Here is a 13,856-nt window from a genome sequence, read left to right on the forward strand (position 1 = left end):
GGCGGCCAGGGCCGTATGGCCCAACATCCTCGGAACACTGAAAAATGAATACGGAAAATCAACTACAGTTCGTTGTAGAGCCTCATCCCGGGCCCACCCCCGCCGATGAGATCGCTGCCAAGTTGGCAAATCCGACGTTCGGACGCATTTTCACAGATCACATGGTCACGATCCGTTGGACCGACGGTCGCGGCTGGTATGACGCCAAGGTCGAAGCACGCCGTCCTTTCCAAATCGATCCCGCCTGCGCAGTACTGCACTACGCGCAGGAAATCTTCGAGGGCATGAAGGCATACCGTGGCGAGGACGGCAAGATCTCGCTGTTCCGACCACAGGAGAACGCAAGGCGTTTTCGCGCCTCTGCTGCCCGCATGTCGATGGCCGACCTGCCCGAGGCCACATTTTTGCAAGCCGTGGAAGCGCTCGTCGATATTGACCGCGCCTGGATTCCAGGTGGCGATGGAAGCCTCTACCTGCGTCCATTCATGTTCGCCTCGGAGAATTTTCTCGGCGTGCGCGCGTCGGCCGAATTTGTATTTTGCGTGATTGCTTGCCCGGTCGGCCCGTATTTCAAGGCCGGCAAGTCGGCGGTGACCGTATGGGTTTCGGATCGCTACACCCGAGCGGCCCCAGGCGGCACCGGCGCGGCCAAGTGCGGCGGCAACTACGCAGCCAGCCTGATCGCGCAGACCGAGGGCTCGGCCAATGGCTGCGACCAGGTCGTGTTCCTTGACGCTGCGGAGCACCGCTGGATCGAGGAGCTCGGGGGCATGAATGTTTTTTTCGTGATGGATGACGGCTCTCTGCGCACGCCCCCATTAACAGGGACAATCCTGCCGGGCATTACGCGCGCTTCGATCATCGAACTGGCCAGGCACGAGGGTATTCCGGTCAATGAAACAGCATACGACTTCGAGACGTGGCGCACAGATGCAGCCAGTGGCAGGGTTAAGGAAACTTTTGCCTGTGGCACGGCCGCGGTCGTCACCGCCATCGGGCAGGTACGTCACGCTGGTGGGGGGTTCACGATCGGCAATGGTGGGGAAGGCGAAGTTACGCAACGCCTCCGTTCGTTGTTGACCGGCATCCAGCGCGGCAAGATCGCCGACCCGTTCGGATGGGTTCATCACGTCGATTGAGACCGGCGTGTTTGACATCAGCGGCGTGCAAGGAATCGGAGGGCCGTGCGCGCCGCGTTGATTCGGTTTGACGTCTGTCCCCGTGGCCTGGGCGGTCCGGGTAATTCCAACAAATACCGGGACCGGGGCGCGACCTGCGTGCCGGCAAGCCGTGCCGTCGACCCCGGCAGCACGCTGCCCGGATGCCTTCGCGCCCGCATGACTCGTCGCCATCTCCGGCGCGGGCCCGTGCGATCGCTCGGCAGCACATGCAGGAGACACCTATATGAGCTTGTTCCGAACCAAAGACATTGACGCCATGCTGGTGGACAGACGCGTTTGCAGCCTGAAGAAGGTGCTGGGTCCGGTGGACCTCGTGCTGATGGGCATCGGCGCCATCATCGGCACCGGCATCTTCGTGCTGACCGGCACCGGCGCTTTGACCGCCGGCCCGGCGCTGACCGTGTCTTTCGTCATCGCGGCCATGGCCTGCGGCTTCGCCGCGCTGTGCTATGCCGAGTTCGCCTCCGCCATCCCGGTGTCGGGATCGATCTATACCTATAGCTACGCGACTCTGGGCGAGATCATTGCCTGGATGATCGGCTGGGACCTTCTGCTCGAATACGGCCTGGCTACCTCGGCGGTGTCGGTGGGCTGGTCGGGATACTTCCAGTCGCTGGCGGCGGGTTTCGGTCTGCATTTGCCGGCGGCGCTGACGGCGGCTCCGGGGGCTGTGCCGGGCGTGCACACCTTGTTCAACCTGCCGGCCTTCCTAATCATGCTGATCACCACTTGGGTGGTGTCGTGCGGCGTGCGCGAGTCGGTCCGTCTCAACAACCTTATGGTGGCAATCAAGATTTCGGTGGTGGTGCTGTTCATCGCGGTCGGCGTCTGGCATGTCAAGCCGGCCAACTGGCAGCCATTCGCGCCGTTCGGGGTATCCGGCATCTTCAATGCGGCGGCGCTGGTGTTCTTCGCCTTTATCGGCTTCGATGCGGTGACCTCAGCCGCCGAGGAAGTGCGCAATCCGCACCGCGACCTGCCGGTCGGCATCATCGGCTCGCTGACGGTCTGCACAGTGCTATACGTGATAGTCGCGGCCATCATGACTGGCGTCGTTCCCTTCGCCAAGTTCGCCGGCATCGACCATCCCGTGTCGCTGGTGTTGCAGTACGCGGGACAGAACTGGGTGGCTGGCTTTGTCGACCTGGGCGCCATTCTCGGCATGACCACGGTGATCCTGGTAATGACCTTTGGCCAGACTCGCGTCATCTTTGCCATGTCTCGCGACGGCCTGCTGCCCGCCAAGCTGTCGTCGGTCCACCCGGTGCACGCCACCCCATTCTTTGCCACCTGGACCGTCGGCATCGTGTTCGCGATGATCGCCGCATTCGTGCCGCTCAATGTGCTGGCCGAGTTGATCAATATCGGCACGCTCTCCGCCTTCACGCTGATCTCGATCGCGGTGCTGGTGCTGCGCCGGACCCGTCCCGAGCTGCCGAGAGCTTTCCGCTGTCCTGGCGTGCCGGTGGTTCCGCTGCTATCGGTGGGCTTCTGCCTGTTCCTGATGGCGCACCTTCAAGCGCTGACCTGGATCGCTTTCCTCATTTGGCTGGGGATCGGCCTGTCGATCTACTTCCGGTACGCGCGCCGCAACGCGGTGCTGCACGGTGGCACCAGGTAGCACGCGGTGCTGGCCGTAAGAGTCCCGAGACACGGTAAGCGGATGTGGAAGCCGACCTTGGAGTAAGCGAAAACCCCAGCCCCGCCCGCACCGAGAAACTGGGTAAGATGCCAACCCGGCGCCGGCGCGACAAGATCGCCCGCAGCCGAACGGGATTGGGGCTCCCCGCCCCATCAACGCCGCACCGCACTGTAACCCAGGCGGTGTGTCAAGGAAGGCAGAGCTACAGCTTTGCATTCCCCACGTCATGGAGAAGAAGTTGAACGACCGTACCCACGCGGCGGCCGCTGTCCGCCTTTTCGGCACCTGCGAAGGCCTGTCCCACGAGCGCGTGACGCTCGCGACCGATCCGGAATCCGGCCTGCAGGCCATCATCGCCATCTACAACACCAGACTGGGCCCCGCCTTCGGCGGCTGCCGGTACTGGGCCTATCCCGCCGAAGTCGACGCGCTGTCCGATGCGCTGCGCCTGTCACAGGGCATGGCCTACAAGAACGCCCTCGCCGGGCTGCCGTTCGGTGGCGGCAAGGCGGTGATCCTGCGTTCCCCGGCGCAGACCGACCGCCAGCAACTCTTCCGCGCCTTCGGCCGCATGGTCGAGTCGCTGCAAGGCAGCTATATTACGGCCGAGGACGTCGGCACGACGGTGGACGACATGCGTGCCGTCCAGGCCGAGACCCGCTACGTCAGCGGCATGCCGCGCGACGGCGGCTTCGGCGGCAATCCCTCGCCGTGGACGGCATACGGCGTGTTCGTCGGCATCGAGGCGGCGGCGCTGTATCGCCTGGACCGCAAGTCGCTCGCCGGCTTGTCCGTGGCCGTCCAGGGACTGGGTTCGGTGGGATGGGAGCTTTGCCGCCGTCTCCATGAAGCGGGCGCCACCCTGACCGTGGCCGATATCGACGCCGGCCGCACGACGCAGGCGCAACAGCAGTTTGGCGCCCGCGTCGTATCGCCGGAAGCCATCACGGCCGTCGACGCCGATGTATTCGCGCCTTGCGCGCTGGGTGCCGTCATCACCCCGGCCGTGGCCGAAAGCTGCCGCTTCCGGGTCGTCGCCGGCGGGGCAAACAATCAACTCGCTTCGCTCGCCGAAGGCGACACCCTGCACCAGCGCGGGATCTTCTATGCGCCCGACTTCCTCATCAATGCCGGCGGCATCGTGAGTTGCGCCCGGGAATACCTCGGCGGTGTCGACGAATCGGCCCTGCGCGACGAAGTGGCAGGCATCCGCGAACGGGTGCTCAGGCTGGCGCAACGCGTGGAGTCGACCGGCCAGGCGCCGGCGCGCGCGGCGGTGACATGGGCGCACGAGGTGTTGTCGCGTGGCATCGGGCCGAACTGAGCGTCACGTCGACCAGGAGGAAGCCGATGAACGAATTCCCGAAGCCCCACAGTTCGACCAGCGCCAGCGACAAGCTCGTCATCCTTGATACCACCCTGCGCGATGGCGAACAGTCGCCTGGCGCGGCAATGACCGTCAGGCAGAAGATCGCGGTCGCCGAATATCTCGATGCCCTGAACGTCGATGTCATCGAAGCTGGCTTTGCAGCCAGCTCGGATGGGGACCATGACGCCATCCGGGAGATTTCCGGGCAAGTGAAGGGCAGCGTGATTTGCTCGCTCGCCCGTGCCAATGAGCGCGATATCGAGCGAGCCGCCAATGCGTTGAGGAGCGCGAGAAGATCCCGCATCCACACCTTTATCGCCACGTCGGCGTTGCACATGGAGAAGAAGCTGCGCATGACCCCGGAGGAGGTGTATCTGCGGGCGTGCACTGCCGTCCGCTTCGCGCGCCAGTTTACGGACGACGTGGAATTCAGCCCCGAGGATGGGAGTCGATCGGACCCCGATTTCCTCTGTCGCGTGATCGAAGGGGTCATCAAGGAAGGGGCGACCACGATCAACGTCCCCGATACCGTTGGCTATGCCATGCCCGTCGAATTTGCCGAGGGACTGCGGAAGCTTCGCGAGCGCATTCCCAACTCCGACAAGGCCATATGGTCGGTGCATTGCCACAATGACCTCGGCCTGGCGGTTGCCAATTCGCTGGCGGCCGTCAAGTACGGTGGCGCCCGGCAGATCGAGTGCACCATCAACGGGCTTGGCGAACGCGCAGGCAACGCGTCCCTGGAAGAGGTCGTCATGGCGGTAAAGACCAGGCGTGACCTGTTCGGACTTGACGTTGGCGTGAACACCACGCATCTGGTCGCTGCCTCCAGGGCCGTTGCCGAGGCCACGGGGTTCATCGTTCCGGCGAACAAGGCGGTGGTCGGTGCCAATGCCTTCGCACATGCGTCAGGCATCCACCAGGATGGCATCCTGAAAGCCCGTGAGACCTATGAAATCATGCGGCCGGAAGATGTTGGATGGGACAAGGGCGCGCTCGTGCTCGGCAAGCTCTCCGGCCGGAATGCTTTCAAGCACAGGGTTCAGGAACTCGGGCTGCATTTTCCCGACGACGAAGGGCTGTCCGCTGCCTTCGCCCGCTTCAAGGGACTGGCGGATACGAAGGCCGCGATTACCGATGACGATCTGAGGCACATTGCCCTCGGCGTGGCGGAATCCAGTACGGTCGGCGCTTCATAAGCGCTCCCGGCCACGCCGCCGGGAGCTACCGCAGGCGGCGCTCAAGACAGCGCCGTCTGCTTCCCGAACGTCGGGACAAGCCGACGCCAAAGCTCCGGTAGCCGCGCGAGGCGCGCAGCATGATTGACCACCAGCAGCGCCGTCGCCACCGTCTTGCCCGGATTTGTGATGGCATGTGCGACGTCCGCGCCATAGCGGGCGGTCTACCCATGTTTCAGCCTCTCTTCTTCCCCGCCTGAGCGCACCGTCATTGACCCTGACTGGACCGACAGGTGCTCGGGTTACCCCAGGGGGTCCCATGCCCGCTTCCGACATCGCCCTCCACGACCCGCTATCGGCCTGCCGCGCCCGGGTGATCGGGCAGGCCAATGAAGGGAGGCGCTTCTAACAATCGGATGACCGGTTACGGGGCGGAGCCGACGCGTGAACGTCCGAATGACGACGCATGTGAATGGCGGCTTGTGGCCTTGAACGGACCGATGCCCGCCGCTAGAAGCTTGTCACGTCCGGGCCAAAGGCGACCGGCCTTCGGCCGACCTGGATGCTGAGGTCCATATAAACGCTGCTAGACTTCGGACGAAGCCCCTCGCTCAGAATTCAACCGTCCGGTATAGTGACATGACTGAATTCCCTCTAACGTTTATCAGCCAGATCGAATGGGAAAGCTGGTTGGCGCAAAACGGCGGCACTTCGACCGGAGCATGGCTGCGCCTGGCGAAGAAAGGAGCCGAACAGCCAACCGTAACGTACGAACAGGCGTTAGAAGGCGCTCTATGTTATGGCTGGATTGATGGTAAAAAACAGGCCGAGAGCGAGAAATACTGGTTGCAACGCTTCACGCCACGCTCGGCAAAAAGCATCTGGTCAAAGCTAAACAAAGACAGGGCTGAAGCGCTGATCGCCGCAGGGAGGATGCGCCCGCCTGGCATGACGCAGATCGAGAGAGCTAAGAAGGACGGCCGCTGGGAGGCAGCTTACGCGTCAGCAAGTAAGTCGATAGTGCCGGACGACTTACAGGTAGCGTTGGACGCAAATCCGAGAGCCAAGAAGTTCTTTGCAACATTGGATAGCCGCAACCGCTATGCCATCCTGTTTCGCGTACAGAATGCCAAAAAGCCAGAAACCCGGGCGCGCAAAATCGAAGAGTTCGTCAACATGCTGAATCGCGGTGAGGCCTTCTATCCCTAGAGCCTTTCACTTCTGGCGGAATTTTCGCCACATGGGCATGTCACCTCTACTGACCGTTTTGGCCGATGGCCGCCGCGTGCAGCGCGTACGGGTAAGCGACAGAGACTGGCCGAGCCCGGAAGCTTGAAGCCGGGTGCCGGCCGTGCTGGCGATCCCACGGCCAGCTTCCGTATTCGACCCGTCACGGTCATTCGCGGACCCATCTGCGAACGACCGAAGTTCGATGCAGATCATCCCAACTGATTACGCTGGACCGGCCTTCTCGCGCATCGGCCTCGCGGGCGCAAGCGGCAAACCATCGATGGTCACCTGCAGGCCGTCCTGCCAGCCCGGAACCGGTGAGCGCAGCGTAAGGACCGAACCCGCGCCGCGGACAATCGCTTCGACGATCGCCAGGCCAAGCCCGCTGCCTTTGGCTGTAGTCGCGCCGCGCTCGAACGGTTTCGTCAGGCGCTCAAGTTCATCGTCCGGCAGCACTGGTCCTTGATTCCTTACACTGAGCGTACCGGTGACCGACAGCACAATCCCCACCGGTCTCCCGGGCGCACCGTGCTTGAGCGCATTTTCAACCAGATTGCGCACGACTATGGCGAATGCGTCCGGATCGATCCACGACGGCACGGGCTGGTCGGGCAGGTCGAGCTGGATCGGCTTCGCAGATGCAACGCGCCGAAAATCCTCGACGACAAGCTCCAGTACCGGGCGCAGATCCTGCGGCGCGTCCCCGAGCACGCGTCCATTTTCGGCCTTCGCGAGTTGCATGACTTTCGCTGACCCGCGACAGGGCGTGCAGGGCTCTCTCGACATTCTGCACGCGTTCCCGCATGGCGGCGGAAGGCATTTCGGCCATGAGGCGCTGCGTCTGCGCGAGGGCTGCGGCAATCGGGGTGCGCAACTCGTGTGCGCTATTGGCAGTGAAGCTACGCTCCGCAGCCAGCGCGCGCTCCAGGCGAGCCATCAGGTCATTGACCGCGTCGGCAACCGGAGCGACCTCCGTCGGCAGTTCCTTCTTTTCGAGCGGTGTCAGGTCGTTCTGGCCGCGTGCAGCGATGCTGCCGCAGAAACGCCGGATTGGCCGTAGCCCGGTGCGGACAATCAGCCAGATGCCACACAGGCCCACCGGCAGAAACAGGATGAGGACCCTGGCGACACCACATCGTGGGCCTGCTGACGGCCGATGTACGGGGCCATGCCCATCATCACGGCCTCGGCCACGATCAGGCCGCGCGAGATGCCGAGGTTGTGCTGCATGCGGGCTTCGTCGACGATCAGCCCGCCCAGCGCGAACTTCGCCTGGTGCAGCGCGCCCGAGGTGAGGATGAAGCTCTCCGGAATGGCGATCCATTCGGCGTGCCAGGGACCGGTGGCACGCTCGAAGTCCTGCACCATCGCGTCGACCATCAGGCCCGCGTGCTGGCGCACCGCCTTCGAGGCTGCGAGCATCAGTTCGCTCGAGATCGGGTTGCGCTTCTGCGGCATGGTGCTGCTCGCGCCGCGGCCCTTGACGAAGGGCTCGTAGACTTCGGCGAATTCCGTCGAGGCCATGATCATGATGTCGAGCGCGATCTTGCCCAGCGAGCCGGTGACCAGCGCCAGCAGGTTGACCGCCTCGGCGAAGCCATCGCGCGCCACGTGCCAGGTGGTGGCGGGCACGCCCAGGCCCAGCTCGGCAGCCAGCGCCTCTTGCACCGCGAAGCCCTTGTTGTCGCCTTGTCCGCCCAGCGACGCCAGCGTGCCGGCCGCGCCGGCGAACTCCACCACCGCCACGCGCGGGCGCAGTTCGGCGATACGCTGCTGGTGGCGGTCGAACATGGCCAGCCAGATGGCGGTCTTGTAGCCGAACGTCACCGGCAGCGCCTGCTGCAGGTGGGTGCGGCAGGCCATCGGCGTGTTGCGGTGCCTGGCCGAGAGATCGGCGAGAATGGCGCGCAGCTCGCGGATGTCGGCGTCGATGCTGTCGAGCGCGTCGCGCATCTGGAGTGCCACGGCGGTGTCCATGATGTCCTGCGTGGTGGCGCCCCAGTGCACGTAGCGTCCGGCCTCCCCGCACATTGCCACGAGCTGGTGCACGAGCGGCAGGATCGGGTAGCCGACGATGTCGGTTTCCTCGCGCATGTGGTCGAAGTTGATGCGCTCGATGCGCGATTCGCGGGCAATGGCCTCGGCCGCCTCCGCCGGGATCACGCCTGCCCGGGCCTCGGCCTTGGCCAGCGCGACCTCGACGTCGATATAGCGCTGCACCAGCGCACCGTCGGAGAAGATCTGGCGCATCTTCTTCGTGCCAAAGGCATCGCGGAAGAGGGCGGAGTCGACAACGGTGCTGGCGGCGGGAATCGCTGGAATGGAGTGTCTCGAGCGTGCGCCTGAACGATGGTCGCGATGGCCGCGCCGATATGCCGATAGCCTGGACAGATGTCTATATCGATCCTGCCTACACGGACTTTGGCGACATGGTGCGCGCGTCGCCGGACACACTTGTCAGCACGACTGATCGAGTCGCGCTACGGGCGGCAGATTGCCGAGATCGAGCAGGACGTAAGCGCGTCGACCCTCGCCGACGAAACCGTGGCGAAGGCGCTGAGGCTCGAACCGGGTGCGTCGGTATTGAAAATCGTCCGGCGCTATCTGGACGCCGACGGGCAGACCTTCGAGGTTACGGCGACGGTGCATCCGGCGGACAGCTTTTCAGTGTCGATGCGATTGAAGCGTTCCACTTCGTAGGCGAATGCTGCTTTGGGCGGGGAGCGGCCTTTGCATCTTCGGTTTGGGTGGCGCTTCCCCACGGCAGATTCAACCGGTCGATGCAACAGCTTGATGGAATCGTTCAGCCGGTGTAGCGAAGTTTAGTGTCTTGCGCTAGCGATTCTTCAGTTCAGCCAGGAGCGTCTGCGCGGTGCGCACATCGGTGAGGTCACTTCCTTCCCTAATGCTGTCGCAGGCGGGCTGTAGCACGGCGCATGCATGCTGAATGTCGCCCGCTGCTGCCAACTGACGGGCAAGGCTGATCGCCGCCCGAAGCCCGGGAAGACCCGCGCCCTGTCTTTGTGCAACGGCGATTGCCTCGTGAAGGGTCGCTAGTGCTTCGTTTCGTTGCATGGGGTGCCGAGTCGCAAGCAATTCGCCTTTCAGGCGCAGCATTTCCGATAGCTGGAAGCGTCCGCCGTGACGATTGACAGCGGCGAGCGCCCGATCGATCTCGACGAGCCCTGCCTCTGGTTTGCCCGCGCAGCCAAGCGCCTCGCCAAGCAGCGCATTGAAGTATGGCAGCCCCATTTCCGCACCGGTTGCGCTGATTGCTGAAATTCCCTCCCGCATCCTTTCTATGCCTTCGTCGAGATCGCCCATTTGCGCCAGCGACCAACCCAGCTGAAACTTACCTTGCGACAGCAGCAAGGGCAGCATGTACTCATCGCAAACTGCAATTTCCCGTGCAGCCCACTGCTTCGCCAGTTCAGGCTCGCCCCGCAAGATATGTGCGAAGCTGCATGCCCAATAGGTCAAAGCGGTCGTCAGTGGATGACGGAGTTCTTGCGCGAGCCCCAGCGCCTCGTCGCAGATCGCCAGTGATTTGTCCGGGTATCCACGCAGGCACTGAACCAGCGCGGTGAAGCACCGGCAGCACACACCAGGATCATGTCCAGAGTATTTGAATGTCAGCGGGTGGTCTCGCTCTCGCTCGTAAAGGACCATTCCGCTTCTGCTATGAAACTCTGAAGCAGCATATTCCCCCATGAAAAAGCTGTTCGTCCAGAAAAGATGATGCGTCTCGATTTGCATCCCGGGATCATGCGAGCCCGCGGTCAGAGCTGTGCACCGGTTACCAAGTTCGCGGGCGATTTCTGACTCACCACGGATCATCCGATACTGTCCTTCTCCCCGCAGTACGGTGAACAGTTCGCTCTCGTCTCCAAGCTCCTCGCAGAGCGCCCTTGCTCGCGTATACGCGTCAAGGACTTCTTTTGCCGCCCAACCCTTCGCTGCCATCATGGTCACGCCAAGGACCTTTTGATACTCGAGCTCTTGCCTGAGCAGCGCAGGAGAGCGAGGCAACATCCGGATGATCTCGAGCCCTCTGTTCAGGTGATCAACGGCCTGCTGATACGCGAACCGCTGCAGCGCCTTGCCCGCGGATTGGTACAGATAGTGAACAGCCTTGTCCCAAAGTTCGCCAGCAAGCGCGTGATGCGCGAGGAGTTCGACATGCTCGTCAAGACGTTGCGTGTAAAGTTGCTCGATGACGCCCACAAGCTGCACGTGAATAGGGCGTCTTCGCTCCTTGAGTACGCTTGCATATGCGACTCGATGCGTGAGCGCATGCTTGAAGGTATATTGCTGATGCGGCAACAAGCGGGTCTGATAGAGGAATTCAGCCGCTTGCAGATCGGCGAGCAGATCGAGTAGCCGCTCGCGATCGAGATTGGCTATCGGCTCAAGAAGATCGACGGGAAATTCATGGCCGATCACGGCCGCCATCTGCAGAAGGGCCTTCTGCTGCGCGGACAGGCGATCGATCCGCGAAGCGAGAACTGCATGCACGGTTGATGGAATATCGAACGTGTCTATCGTTCGCGCCATCTGGTATGCGCCTTTTTGGCCAACCAGTGCGCCCGAATCTGCGAGCGCACGAACGGATTCTTCCAGGAAAAACGGTGTGCATCCCGTGCGCTCGATCAGGTGACGCCTAAGGGCGGAAAGCTCGCTGCCGTCGCCGAGCAGCGACTGCAGCAGCTGCTTCGCGCCTTCGGTGCCGAGACTGTCCACGTGCAGCTGGGCAAAATAGCTCTTGCCAGACCATGTGTGCCGATACTCGGGTCGATGGGTCACGAGAAGCATCACGCGTGACGCACCGATGAAGTCGACGAGATGATCGAGCACGGCCTGCGTGCCGTCATCGATCCAGTGCAGATCCTCGACAACGAGGATCGATGGGCGGTGCTCACTCGCTCGGATCATGAGAGAGGCAATCGCTTCGAGTGTGCGCTTGCGCCTTTGCGGCGGAGTCGCCATGTCCCACTGCGGATCATCCGGCGGTAGGTCCAGCATTGCAGCCAGCGCAGGACACGTCCAGGCGAGCGCCGGGTCGACCGCGTCGACGCCGCGACGAAGCTTCTCGGCGGCCCCATCCAGTGTGTCATGCGTCCCGATGCCGAACCACGTCCGGAGCAGATTGGCCAGGGGAAGATAGATCGCGCTCGTGTCGCGCGATGTCGCGCCCGTTTCGAATTTTGTCCACCCGGCCGCCTGTTCCGAGTTGACAAACTCATGCACGAGGCGAGACTTTCCCACGCCCGGTTCCCCGACGACGGCGCATACCTGGCCAGCGCTGTGTCCGGCACGCGCAAGCATCCCCTGCAAACTGGCCATCTCTGTGTCGCGGCCGACAAAATGCGTGAGGCCGCGTACGGTACGAGCGTTCCAGCGAAGACGCAACTCGGACTTTGTCCCCAGCGTGAAGATCTCAAGGGGGGGCGTCGCACCAGGAAGCGATCTCGCGCGAAGATCCGAAAGTTCGATGAACCCTTCGGCACATCTCGCCGTGTCCGCGCTCACGCCGATCTCTCCGGCCGCGAGCGCGACATCGATCTGATTCGCGATCTGCGGTACGGAGCCGAGCGCGTCATAGTGCTGCGACCCCTCGTCGCCAATCGTCCGGACGACAGCCTCGCCGGAATGTACGCCAATTCGCACATCCAGGGATCGCTCAATGAGTGCCGAAATGCGTGCGCGCATCGCGAGCGCTGCATAACAGGCTTCCACCGCATGCTCTTCGTGTGCGACGGGCGCTCCAAATAGTGCTGTGACACCATCGCTTCTGAGTTGGGTGACGAGGCCGCCGAATCGCTGAACGGAGTCGACCATTGCCTTCAATACAGCGTCGACGCGCTCAAGTGCCGTCTCCTGATCGATGACGCTGATGGGTTCGCGTACGCGGGCGCAGAGCACACTCAGGTGCTTGCGCTCCGCCGGCAATGCCGTTGCGCTATCCGCTGCGTAGCCAGCGCGCGACGCAATCCCGGACTGCTTAGCCGGTTCCCCGACAGCCACGGCCGGACCTGCAGGCTCTCTAGCTCCGCCTGAATCCTGCTGGATTTGAGCAGCCAGACGTTGAGTGCTCTCGGCCGGGGCAATGCCGAGTTCGGTATTGAGCACTCGGACGCATTCCTGGTACTGGCGGACAGCAGCGTTCCGGCGTCCCGTCCTCGCATACAGCCTCATAAGCAGCGCATGGGCCCATTCGAGTGACGGGTCCAAGGCCAATACTCTGCTTGCCGTCGCAATTGCACGATCAAATTCGCCAGATTGTTCGTAATGGCCGACGAGTTCGGTGAACACTTCCACGGCGCGTTCATGAAACCAGCGACGCTCGATGATCATCCACTGCTCGAACGGTTCTTCACGAAGGCTGAAACCATCGAGTAGGGCGCCCCGATAGAGTGCAACAGCTTTCGACAGGGAGTCAGGAGATCGTTCAGTCGCGAGGCTCGTGAATTGCAGCGCGTCGACTTCCACGAACTGTCCGTCAAGCCATATGGCATCCGGCTCCGCGTTCAAGATTGGGGGCGCGTTCGGCAGGACCCGGCGCAAGCTCGACAGAGTCTGCCGCAAACTGGCCCTTGCCTGCTCTTCCGCACTGCGCTCCCAAAGCACGCTTGCCAGTTGCTCTCGCGACCGCAGCATCCCCGGCGACAGGGCAAGGTAGGCCAGGATGGCCTTGCTTTTCCTGGTGGGAAAAGCGAGCGATCCATGCTGTCCGGCAAGCCGGACTTGCAAGCCTCCGAGGACTTCTATCTTGAGCCGGGCCATGTCGTGCGTGAGGTGAAGCGTCGCTCTCAAAAAGTCTAGTCCGCCCGGCGCGACTTTCACGCATCAATGAAGACTGCCCTCCCACCGGTCTTTTGCAGGTCACTTCTTCAGGTTCACCTCGTCCTGAAATGGGTCGGGGTAGGCATAGGCTTGGTTGCCGACTCGAATCCGGCCTCAGGTGCAGGCTACCCGGCAAGATGCGGCCGCTTTCATGAGAATTTTTTTTACGGCGTTTTTACGCGACCCCGCCCGCAGTTCACGGATTGATGACGTCAGGCAACGATAGTTGGAATCGTGATGTTGCCGTACTCCAAACGTGGCTTACCCGTTCGAAAGGATGGGAAATCCGGGCGGCACCAACACGTATGCCAGGCGGCAGATCACGTACCAAGTGCCTCAAACCGCCGCCCGGCGTTCGAACCGTGCAAGGTGGAAGGATAGTCGTCGCTCGCGGCGGCCACGGGACGTGTGAC

At 62.7% G+C, this 13,856-nt stretch carries 7 protein-coding genes and 3 pseudogenes; 6 read left to right on the top strand and 4 right to left on the bottom strand.

The annotated features are described in order from the left end of the window. The first annotated feature begins 44 nt into the window (after nt 1–44). The 4 genes and pseudogenes from CNE_RS20055 to CNE_RS20070 form a co-directional block, all read left to right on the top strand. Nucleotides 45–1,139 carry a branched-chain amino acid aminotransferase gene (locus tag CNE_RS20055; protein ID WP_013952104.1) on the top strand — a complete coding sequence of 365 codons (1,095 nt, stop codon included), beginning with the start codon at nt 45–47 and terminating at the stop codon, nt 1,137–1,139. 265 nt (nt 1,140–1,404) lie between these two features. Beyond that, nucleotides 1,405–2,802, top strand: coding sequence for an amino acid permease (locus CNE_RS20060; RefSeq protein ID WP_013952105.1), 1,398 nt, complete (start codon nt 1,405–1,407; stop codon nt 2,800–2,802). A 247-nt stretch (nt 2,803–3,049) separates the two neighbouring features. Continuing rightward, complete coding sequence (locus CNE_RS20065) at nt 3,050–4,147, top strand: Leu/Phe/Val dehydrogenase (protein WP_013952106.1); 1,098 nt, start codon at nt 3,050–3,052, stop codon at nt 4,145–4,147. Nucleotides 4,148–4,173: 26 nt separating this feature from the next. After that, a pseudogene (locus CNE_RS20070) lies at nt 4,174–5,376 on the top strand (2-isopropylmalate synthase); the annotation flags it as partial. 134 nt (nt 5,377–5,510) lie between these two features. Here the strand turns inward: CNE_RS20070 and CNE_RS42150 are convergent. Continuing rightward, nucleotides 5,511–5,669: pseudogene (locus CNE_RS42150) on the bottom strand (cupin domain-containing protein); the annotation flags it as partial. Nucleotides 5,670–6,009: 340 nt separating this feature from the next. On the opposite strand from CNE_RS42150, the gene CNE_RS20075 reads away from it, so the two are divergent. Next, nucleotides 6,010–6,579 (top strand): YdeI/OmpD-associated family protein, encoded by a 570-nt coding sequence (locus CNE_RS20075; protein ID WP_013952108.1) that lies wholly within the window; start codon nt 6,010–6,012, stop codon nt 6,577–6,579. Between the two features lie 243 nt (nt 6,580–6,822). Here CNE_RS20075 and CNE_RS20080 read toward each other — a convergent pair. After that, nucleotides 6,823–7,729: pseudogene (locus tag CNE_RS20080) on the bottom strand (sensor histidine kinase); the annotation flags it as partial. Beyond that, nucleotides 7,675–8,850 carry a class-II fumarase/aspartase family protein gene (locus CNE_RS20085; protein WP_013952109.1) on the bottom strand — a complete coding sequence of 392 codons (1,176 nt, stop codon included), beginning with the start codon at nt 8,848–8,850 and terminating at the stop codon, nt 7,675–7,677. The pseudogene CNE_RS20080 and the gene CNE_RS20085, both read right to left, overlap by 55 nt. Before the next feature lie 204 nt (nt 8,851–9,054). Here CNE_RS20085 and CNE_RS20090 point away from each other — a divergent pair, with 204 nt between their 5' ends. Next, nucleotides 9,055–9,300 (top strand): UTRA domain-containing protein, encoded by a 246-nt coding sequence (locus tag CNE_RS20090; protein ID WP_049800633.1) that lies wholly within the window; start codon nt 9,055–9,057, stop codon nt 9,298–9,300. A gap of 135 nt (nt 9,301–9,435) precedes the next feature. On the opposite strand, the gene CNE_RS20095 is transcribed toward CNE_RS20090, so the two are convergent. Then, on the bottom strand, nt 9,436–13,443 hold the full coding sequence (locus tag CNE_RS20095; RefSeq protein ID WP_238553115.1) for a BTAD domain-containing putative transcriptional regulator: 4,008 nt from the start codon (nt 13,441–13,443) through the stop codon (nt 9,436–9,438). Nucleotides 13,444–13,856: the final 413 nt, after the last annotated feature.

It is taken from the genome of Cupriavidus necator N-1, assembly GCF_000219215.1.
In the GTDB taxonomy this organism is placed as follows: domain Bacteria; phylum Pseudomonadota; class Gammaproteobacteria; order Burkholderiales; family Burkholderiaceae; genus Cupriavidus; species Cupriavidus necator.

Excerpts from the sequence above, each read along its gene's own strand:
- CNE_RS20055 (WP_013952104.1), top strand. The coding sequence starts at position 45 with ATGAATACGGAAAATCAACTACAGTTCGTTGTAGAGCCTCATCCCGGG.
- CNE_RS20065 (WP_013952106.1), top strand. The coding sequence starts at position 3,050 with ATGGAGAAGAAGTTGAACGACCGTACCCACGCGGCGGCCGCTGTCCGC.
- CNE_RS20075 (WP_013952108.1), top strand. The coding sequence starts at position 6,010 with ATGACTGAATTCCCTCTAACGTTTATCAGCCAGATCGAATGGGAAAGC.
- CNE_RS20060 (WP_013952105.1), top strand. The coding sequence starts at position 1,405 with ATGAGCTTGTTCCGAACCAAAGACATTGACGCCATGCTGGTGGACAGA.
- CNE_RS20085 (WP_013952109.1), bottom strand. The coding sequence starts at position 8,850 with ATGCGCCAGATCTTCTCCGACGGTGCGCTGGTGCAGCGCTATATCGAC.